The organism is Methyloglobulus sp. (genome assembly GCF_046714055.1).
GTDB lineage: Bacteria > Pseudomonadota > Gammaproteobacteria > Methylococcales > Methylomonadaceae > Methyloglobulus.
Map to the genome: position 1 here is coordinate 1 of NZ_JBKKBJ010000114.1, position 8,574 is coordinate 8,574.

The 8,574-nt window shown below is 45.5% G+C and carries 6 protein-coding genes; 3 read left to right on the forward strand and 3 right to left on the reverse strand.

What is annotated here, in order from left to right; all coding sequences use genetic code 11:
* Positions 1–552 precede the first annotated feature (552 nt).
* Positions 553–2,814, forward strand: coding sequence for a TonB-dependent receptor family protein (locus tag ACLQ6D_RS06950; protein WP_411726554.1), 2,262 nt, complete (start codon positions 553–555; stop codon positions 2,812–2,814).
* A 544-nt stretch (positions 2,815–3,358) separates the two neighbouring features.
* Here the strand turns inward: ACLQ6D_RS06950 and ACLQ6D_RS06955 are convergent.
* Positions 3,359–3,499, reverse strand: coding sequence for a hypothetical protein (locus ACLQ6D_RS06955; RefSeq protein WP_411726555.1), 141 nt, complete (start codon positions 3,497–3,499; stop codon positions 3,359–3,361).
* Between ACLQ6D_RS06955 and ACLQ6D_RS06960 the strand changes: the two genes are divergently transcribed.
* A complete protein-coding gene (locus ACLQ6D_RS06960) occupies positions 3,479–5,383 on the forward strand; it encodes a DCC1-like thiol-disulfide oxidoreductase family protein (RefSeq protein WP_411726556.1) in 1,905 nt (634 codons plus the stop codon). The genes ACLQ6D_RS06955 and ACLQ6D_RS06960 overlap by 21 nt on opposite strands.
* Before the next feature lie 468 nt (positions 5,384–5,851).
* Here the strand turns inward: ACLQ6D_RS06960 and ACLQ6D_RS06965 are convergent, their stop codons facing one another.
* Entirely contained in the window at positions 5,852–6,631 is a 780-nt protein-coding gene (locus ACLQ6D_RS06965; protein ID WP_411726557.1) for a ParA family protein, read from the reverse strand.
* 60 nt (positions 6,632–6,691) lie between these two features.
* Positions 6,692–7,177 carry a zinc ribbon-containing protein gene (locus tag ACLQ6D_RS06970; protein WP_411726558.1) on the reverse strand — a complete coding sequence of 162 codons (486 nt, stop codon included), beginning with the start codon at positions 7,175–7,177 and terminating at the stop codon, positions 6,692–6,694.
* Between the two features lie 82 nt (positions 7,178–7,259).
* Here ACLQ6D_RS06970 and leuS point away from each other — a divergent pair.
* Positions 7,260–8,574 (forward strand): leucine--tRNA ligase (gene leuS / locus ACLQ6D_RS06975; protein ID WP_411726559.1); only part of this gene is annotated, 1,315 nt, incomplete at its 3' end.

An 8,574-nucleotide genomic window follows, 5' to 3' on the forward strand; every position in this document is an offset into this window, starting at 1 on the left:
CGGGCAAACCCATACCTTTTTGGTATTGCACTTTGTTTTTGCTCATCTCCCGCCTCCTTTGGTTTCAAGGGCTTGCACTTATGCCTTTGACTTCAAAATTGGCTGTGGGTCCTACGTAATCAGATAAGTTTTTAAGCAGAAAAATAAAGCGCAGATATTTCTACTTTTGTATTGTAAATAGATTCAATCATTTTATTACAAATAAGAATCATTTGTATCTTTCAGTTTATTTGTATTATAATCAATTGCCAATTTTAATAATGAATGGGGGAATAAACATGAACATCAGCCGAATGGCATTGAGAAGCGGTTCATTAACAGCGCTCTTGGCTTTAAACGCACCAATAAATGCGTTGGAGAAACCAAATCCATGGACGATATGTAGAAGATCATCCCGGTGCAGCAGGAAATTGAGGTGTGAATAAGCAAATGTGTTTTGCAGGGGTAAGTGATCTGATTCCTAATGCGAGCGCTGAAATTGGTAATGTTATGGGTTTATAACAAATAATCTCAATAAAACAAAGTGTTGAATAATAATTTAGAGGAAATTGTATGTTGCGATTTAAACGGTATTTAGGTTCGTTATCTCTGCTTATGCTTATTAACAGTTTTGCTTTTGATGCTGAAAGTAAGGACAAAATTGAAGAGCCTATTATTTTGGAGACCATTAATGTTATTGGTGATCCTGAGAATTTAAGAGATATGCCTGCTTCCGCTCAATACATAGACACCGAGCAAATTCGTGGTCAAAGTTATAGCGATATTAACCGTATTTTGCGGCGAGCTCCTGGTGTCAATATCCGAGAAGAAGACGGCTTCGGGTTATTCCCAAACATTAGTTTTCGTGGCGTGGATACCACCCGTAGCGCCAAAATTACCGTGATGGAAGACGGCGTATTGGTGGCACCGGCACCCTATTCGGCACCAGCCGCTTATTACAATCCGGCAGGCGGACGGATGAGCGGAGTGGAGGTGCTGAAAGGATCCAGCCAGATTAAATACGGCCCGCATATCACCGGTGGAGTGCTTAACTACTTGTCTACGCCAATACCTGCCACGGGTAAAGCCTACCTGAAGTCGATCTACGGTAGTTATGGCGAATTCAGGGCGCATGGTTTTGTCGGCGATACAGTGGATACTGCTCATGGCCGCTTCGGTTATTTAGTGGAAGGTTTTTACCGTGGCTCTGACGGCTTTAAGAAGATTGACGAAACTGCCGACTTTAAAAACGGCGACCAAACCGGATTCCAACAGGTCGAGCCGATGGTACGCTTGTCATGGGAACCGGAAACGGAAATGTACCAAAAGCTGGAGGTTAAGTACGGTTATTCCAGCATGGATGCCGATGAAACTTACCTGGGGTTGAGCGAGGAGGATTTTAGGAAAGACCCTTTCCGGCGCTATTCCTCATCGCGTTTCGACAACATCGATTCCGATCGAAATGGCGGTTTTGCGCGTTATTTTGTTTCGCCCACCGATAATCTGGATATCGTGACTACAGCTTATTACAGCGAATTTGACCGCAATTGGATTAAGTTGAACGATATAAGGGGTGGGGCGACAGGTAATATGAGCTTATCGTCTGCATTGGCCGGTGCAAAAAATGGGCTTGGTCTTGCTTGCTTAAAGGGCGACATTGCCTGTAATTTAAGTGTACGCGATAACAACCGCAGTTATTACCTGGGCGGTCTCGAAAGTGTTGCCAATTACCGGTTCGATTTGGGTGATACCCATCACGAATTGAGCGGTGGGTTCCGTTACCACCAAGACGAGGAAGCACGCTTCCAACACGACACACTATATAAACAAGCGGCAGGCGGCACTATCGTTGGTTCAGTTGTTGGCGCACCAGGTAGCGAAGATAATCGTACGGGCTTGACCAGGGCTTATGCGTTTTTCCTGAAAGACCGTATCGAATTCGGCAATCTTGGCTTTACGCCCGGTTTCCGTTATGAACACTTGAATCAAGTTTTCACAAACAATCTTGATCCACGCACAAATGGTAATAGCTCTTTGGATCTTTATGCCGGTGGGGCGAGTATCGATTATAAATTTAACGACGAGTTAATGGTGTTTGCGGGCGCACATCGAGGTTTTTCGCCGCCTAGCCCTCAGAACGCAGTGGTCGATAAGTTGGGCGAAGAAACCAGCAACGCTTACGAATTGGGTGGACGTTACAAACATGGCGCATTTTCAGCCGAGCTTACCGGTTTTTATACCCAGTTCAAGAATTTGCTAGTGGTCAATAATATCGGTGGTGCAGGAACCGGAAAAAGCGAAAATTTCGGCGAAGTTGATAGCCGTGGCGTAGAGATGGCCTTAAATTTCGACGTGGGCGATGCGTTCGGCTGGGGTTTCCGTAATCCCTACTTCCTGTCTTTTACGTATACCGATACCGAACAACTTAATGATGCGACATCTACTGATGCGGAATCGATTTTCAGTTTCGGTAAAAAAGGTAACCGCGTACCTTATATCCCCGAATTCGTGCTTAGCTTCGGAACGGGCGTACACTTTGACCGTTGGGGTGTCGAGATTGTCGGAAATTATGTCGACGAAACTTTCACCTGCGCTAATAATACGGGTGATCAGTTAAACGGTCTAAACCAACCTGATTCGCGTTGCGGTAAAACGGACGACTATGCTATCGCCGATATTTCCGGTTATTACAAAGTAGCCAAAGGGGTCAAGATTCTTGCGGGCGTACAAAATCTTTCCGACGAAAAATATTTAGTCTCCAGGCAACCGCATGGCCCGCGTCCTGGTATGCCAATTTTTGCTTATGGCGGGTTTGAGTTGGATTTTGATATGTAATTTCATGCGCTGCCCCAACAGGGTGTTGAAAAGCACCCTGTTGGGGCAGCGCATGGAGCACTACCTTTTTATTAAATGAACTTCTTGTCTCGGCACTTGTGTGAGCGTGGCGCATTCAAATAAAATTTTTAGGCCGGACCAATAAATTTTTCAGTGTTTATTAAGGAATGGGCTGTCCGTTCGCTACGCCCTAAGAAATCCTAACAGGGAATCGGTAGGCGGACAGTTAGTTTCGGTCAGTTTGGTTTCAAAAGTGTAATTTAGCAAAAGCGACGCATAGCCACTTAACAAAACCTTGACTTTAAAGTTGCCTAAAGTATCATTATCCGTTCCATTTGCTGCATTTTAAGTAGCAATCTATAAAATACAAATTAATAGGTAGGACAGACATGGGGTTCATTTTAGATTTAACTGAAACATTGAAAACACCAGCCGGTGTAGTGGGTCTTCTCGTGATAATAGGTTTGGTTGTTCTGCTTTTGAAGTGGGTTTTCGCGCCACACCCAGACGACGAATAATAAGCGATTAATTGATTTTTCTGTGGCTAGGCCGCTAACGATTCTTTCCAATCGTTAGCGGCCTTGGTTTTTATAGTGTTGCCGGTTATTGCCAACACGCCTGCCCGATAGTCCGTACATTCTTTTTCGATGTCTCGAATTTTGAAATGTATCAGTTTGTTTATCACAAAATTTTCCACCTGCTTTTGCAACAGGTACCCGCTACGGGTATCGGCCTGTTCCGGGTTCTTTATGGCCTAGTTACCTTACAGGAAATATTTTTCCTGTATTATTTCAATCATTTAATTTTCGACCCCGTCCCTTTTATCGACGTTGAGTTTCCGGGTATTCCGCTGTTCTTATGTCTTTGGGGCATGGTGGCTTGTTGTGTGACGGTGGGTTACCGTTACCAGTTTGCCATAATCGGGAACTACGTATTCTGGATCATTTTTGTGAATTTCACGCCGATGCAGAGGGATTTTGATGGCGGTTTTGATACCTTCATGGTTGGCACGGGTTTTTTCCTGCTTTTTATGCCTGGCGACCGGGCATTTTCGATAGACAGCCTTCGCTATAAACTTAGTTCACCGTTCATCCATTACAGTCATTATTCATCGGCGACTGTTTCCGCGCTTGCTTACCACACACCTGTATTTGTATGCTTGGGTTGGTTTTATCTGGACTCGGATGTCCACAAGCTATTTGCCGAGCATTGGCGCAACGGTTTGGGATCCTGGTTACCTGCCACCCAACCCTACTATGTTTCGGCGCTCGATACCACGCCACTGTTAAATATTGAGGTACTGCAAAAGACGGTGGGTTATACGATTATGATTTTTCAACTGACCTTTGTGTTTTTTTTCGCACATCGGCGGTTACGTGTCGTTTATTTTTTGGTCGGGATATGGCTGCACCTGGGTATCATAATTACCCTGAATATTTACCCATTTGGCATAGGCATGCTCATTTTTTACATACTGATTGTGCCGTTCAGGTGGTGGCGTGCTATCGCCAAGTGGTTCAAGACCGAGAAGCCGGCGCTTACTGTTTTTTATGACCAGCAATGCCCTTTATGTAACCGTACTGTGTTGACGCTCAATCATTTCGACCTATTCAGATGCATAGACTTTAAAGGTGCCCAGGAACATGCCGATTTGTATCCAGGGCTGGCTTCAGTAGATATGAATACCTTATTAACCGATTTGTACGCTTTGGACGAGCATAACAAGATTTATTGTGGGGTCGAAACCTATCGACAGATCCTGCTGAAAATGCGTTATTTGTCACCATTCGGAATATTATTGGGTTTGCCTGGATTTCGGCAATGGGCGGAACAAAAATACCGCTCAATTGCCGATTCCCGCCAACGCATTAACTGTGGAATTGAGTGTCCCGTTGACCCGCCATTGCAGGATAAAACCTTATATCATCAAATTTTCGAACAGTTTGCCCGGCAAAAGCCAAAAGCGCTGTCAAGGAAATTGGCGAAAATCGTGACGGCCTTGCTGGTTTTGCAATTAAACAGCACGATTCATTATGGCTTCTTTTATCGCCTGCCCATAGACTTTGAAAAGTTGGCAATCAGTCAGCCTATTTCTCAGGCCAGCAATGCCTTGCTCATGGTGTCTTCGACCTTTTTTGGCATTACCCCCCATGCGCTGTATTTACACGACCATTTCGTGGGCTATGACCGAATTCTGGCAATCACTTACATCGACCCAAACGAGACTGAGCGTTGGTTGCCGTTTGTCAATGAGCAAGGTCGCTTGCTTGCCCCGAATTGGGGACGAGTCCACTCGATGTGGGCAAATATTGCCGTCACCCCCACGATAAATAACATGCGCTTGCGTAAATTTGTCATGAAGGTGACCGCTTTCTGGGGTCAGAAAATAGGCTTGAACCTTGAAAATGCGGTCTTTAAGATCAAAATGAAGAAAATTGATGCCCCGACTCACTGGATGCCGGATCAATTACATAAAAACTTTGCATCTGAATGGGTTACGATAGGAACCGTGCATTGGTCCGGCAAGGAAATCAGTTACGATTTACCGGCCGACATCAATTCTCCGTGACTAGGCTTAGTGGATAAGGTTTTAATTATTGCATCCCCCTTCCAGTCATGATATAAATTCACCGTGCTTCTAAGGCGCACAATAAAATAAAAAATTCAAACCCATTGGAGGATAATTTTATGAAAAAAGTTATATCACTTGTAGCTATTGCGTTAATGATTGTTGGCTTAACAGGCTGTATGGATTCCCAAGACGGTACTAATCAAAGACCTAAACAGTCAAGCCACATCGCTCTTTAAGAAATTTAGTCCGTGGAAAAAACCCAGCTTAACAGCTGGGTTTTTTTTTGTGCGAGGGTTTCATAAGTCAAGTCCCTATATTAAGTCAAGTCCCTATATCAAGACATTAAGCCAAAACCAGTAGCAGAAACTCGTACTTTACTGTTCGGGTAATCTAAGATTAGGCAATGATTGCCTCTGAGCCGAAGGTTTTGGCTCTCACCAAAAAATAAATCAATATTTATTGGCCCTAACTGCCGTGGATTTCTGCGTACAACGCCCGGTATTCATTGGTCAACTTGTGGTTCGGGACGTAGTGGACTAATGGCTTGGATATAGAATGAGATTCCCTGACCTTGACGGAAGGTGAGATCATTGCGCCAAGTACCGGCAAGCCTTCAGCGATGAGCGCCTCGACCAGTTGTTGAGGCAGGTTGGCCTGTTTTTGGAACTGGTTGACAATGATGCCTTCAATTTCCAGCTTTTGGTTGTGGTCGGCTTTGACTTCCGAAATTGTTTGCATCAGGGTGTATAAAGCCTCCCTGGAGAAGCTGTCGCAATCAAACGGAACCAAGCATTTGTCGGCGGCAATGAGCGCTGACTGGCTGTAGAAGTTAAGGACGGGGGGAGTGTCCAGGTAAATAGTGTCGAACCCAGTCAGTTCATCCAGCGCTTCCCTTAACTTAAAAATCTTCATGCGCGATTCCAGACGGGCTTGTAAAGGTTCAAGGTCAGGATGTGAGGGGATGACATACAACATGGGAAAGGGTGTTTCGTGAATGACATTTTCAAGTCCAGAATTATTACCGCCACCGAACAGTGAAAGACTCAAACAGTCCTTAAAAAAAAGGGCAATGGTCTTGTCGCTTTCAGTTACCTTCTTGCCCAGCAAATACTGGGTAGAATTGCCCTGAATATCCAGGTCGATAACCAAAGTCTTTTTCCCCTCAACGGCGTTAATGGCCGCCAGATTACAAGCAATCGTTGATTTACCCACACCGCCTTTCTGGTTAAAAATGACTCTAAGCATGTTATTTCCTCGTTAAATCAAATAGATGAAAACCCCATTATAGGACTAAAGCCGCTAATATCAAATCCGGATAAAAGTTTTGCCGTGACAGGCAGGGCACTCTGGAATCTGGCAGGGTGTTTTAAAGGCAATTTCTTTGTCGCATTGGTTGCAAATAAACGTTCCTGGCAACGTCACATCACCGCTTTGGTAAGCGTGGGTTTTGGCTTGCTCACCCAGTTTCGCCAGTTCTATCCGTGTCTTATCCGCCAGGCTGAGGAAGGCATCCAGGGTAAAATTCTCAATTAAATCAATATCAAACTTGAACCACTCCGACAGGGAGTCGTTATCCTTTTTGTCTGGTAAGTCATGGGCGGCGCTTTCAATGTCGCGCTTGAGAAAGCCTGAAATTTTGTTGATCTCATCCTTGGTCAGGTTGCCCGCTTGGTGAATGTTGTCTTTCGCAATTTCCAGCGCATCCGCCATAGAGTGCAGCGTATTGTCCATCGCCAGGTAAAGATGTTCCATCAAGTCAGTGTAAGCAGTAACAAATTTATTTTTATCCATGATACGACTCCTGAAAATGACACTTTAGATTTATGCGTCTGTACGGTATTCTAACGCTTTTGACCGACTAAAGACGATAAGGATGCAGGAAAATTATCAAGCGCCAGAGATTGAGCAAAGCGTACAGAAGCTATGGGAAGACAGGAGCGCATTTAAGGCTTCGGAAGCGCCTAACAAAGAAAAATATTATTGCTTGTCCATGTTCCCCTACCCCAGCGGCAAGCTGCACATGGGGCATGTGCGTAACTATACCATTGGCGATGTCATTAGCCGCTACCAGCGCATGTTGGGCAAGAATGTCCTGCAACCCATGGGCTGGGATGCGTTTGGCCTACCGGCAGAAAATGCCGCCATGCAGCATGGTGTCCATCCTGCGGACTGGACTTACAGCAATATCGACTACATGCGAGACCAGCTTAAGCGCTTGGGATTTGGTTATGATTGGGATAGGGAATTAGCCACCTGCGATCCTGATTATTATAAGTGGGAGCAATGGTTTTTTCTTAAATTGCTGGAAAAAGGTTTTGCTTATAAAAAGACCGCGCCCGTTAATTGGTGTCCACACGACATGACGGTACTTGCTAACGAGCAAGTAATAGACGGTTGTTGCTGGCGTTGCGACACAAAAGTTGAGCGCAAAGAAATTGCCCAGTGGTTCCTGAAAATTACCGCCTACGCCGATGAATTGCTGCAATCTTTGGAGTCACTTGATGGTTGGCCGGAACAGGTCAAAACCATGCAGGCGAACTGGATCGGCAAAAGTTACGGCGTACGGTTTGCGTTCCCGTACGAACTGGATGGCAAACCAGAACTGCTTTGGGTGTACACCACTCGCGCCGACACCATTATGGGAGTTACTTTTTGCGCGGTTGCTGCCGCGCATCCCTTGGCTATCTATGCCGCCAAGACCAATCCAGAGCTTGCGGATTTCCTGAAAGAATGTGAGCAAAGCGGAACGGCGGAAGCCGATATGGCGACGATGGAAAAAAAGGGGATGGATACCGGGATTTTCGTAACCCATCCGCTTACGGGAGAACAGATCCCGGTGTGGGTGGGTAACTATGTGTTGATGAGCTACGGCGAAGGTGCAGTCATGGCCGTGCCAGCGCATGATGAGCGGGATTTTTATTTTGCCCATAAATACGGGTTGCCTATCATCCAGGTTTTAAAACGTAAATCACTAGGCTCTGGATCGGGAGTTTCCGTCGGTTACGGTGGAGGTGACCCAGATACGCCATTCGGACAGAAACGTTGGCAGCCTTGGTATGCCGCTAAAGATGACCTTATGATTTTGGTTAACAGCGGCAGCTATAACGGGCTGAATCACCATGATGCCGTGGATGCCATTGCCGCCGATCTCAAAGCAAAAGAGTTAGGCGAGAAACAGGTCAATTTCC

Excerpts from the sequence above, each read along its gene's own strand:
- ACLQ6D_RS06965 (WP_411726557.1), bottom strand. The coding sequence starts at position 6,631 with ATGCTTAGAGTCATTTTTAACCAGAAAGGCGGTGTGGGTAAATCAACG.
- ACLQ6D_RS06950 (WP_411726554.1), top strand. The coding sequence starts at position 553 with ATGTTGCGATTTAAACGGTATTTAGGTTCGTTATCTCTGCTTATGCTT.
- ACLQ6D_RS06960 (WP_411726556.1), top strand. The coding sequence starts at position 3,479 with ATGTATCAGTTTGTTTATCACAAAATTTTCCACCTGCTTTTGCAACAG.
- ACLQ6D_RS06970 (WP_411726558.1), bottom strand. The coding sequence starts at position 7,177 with ATGGATAAAAATAAATTTGTTACTGCTTACACTGACTTGATGGAACAT.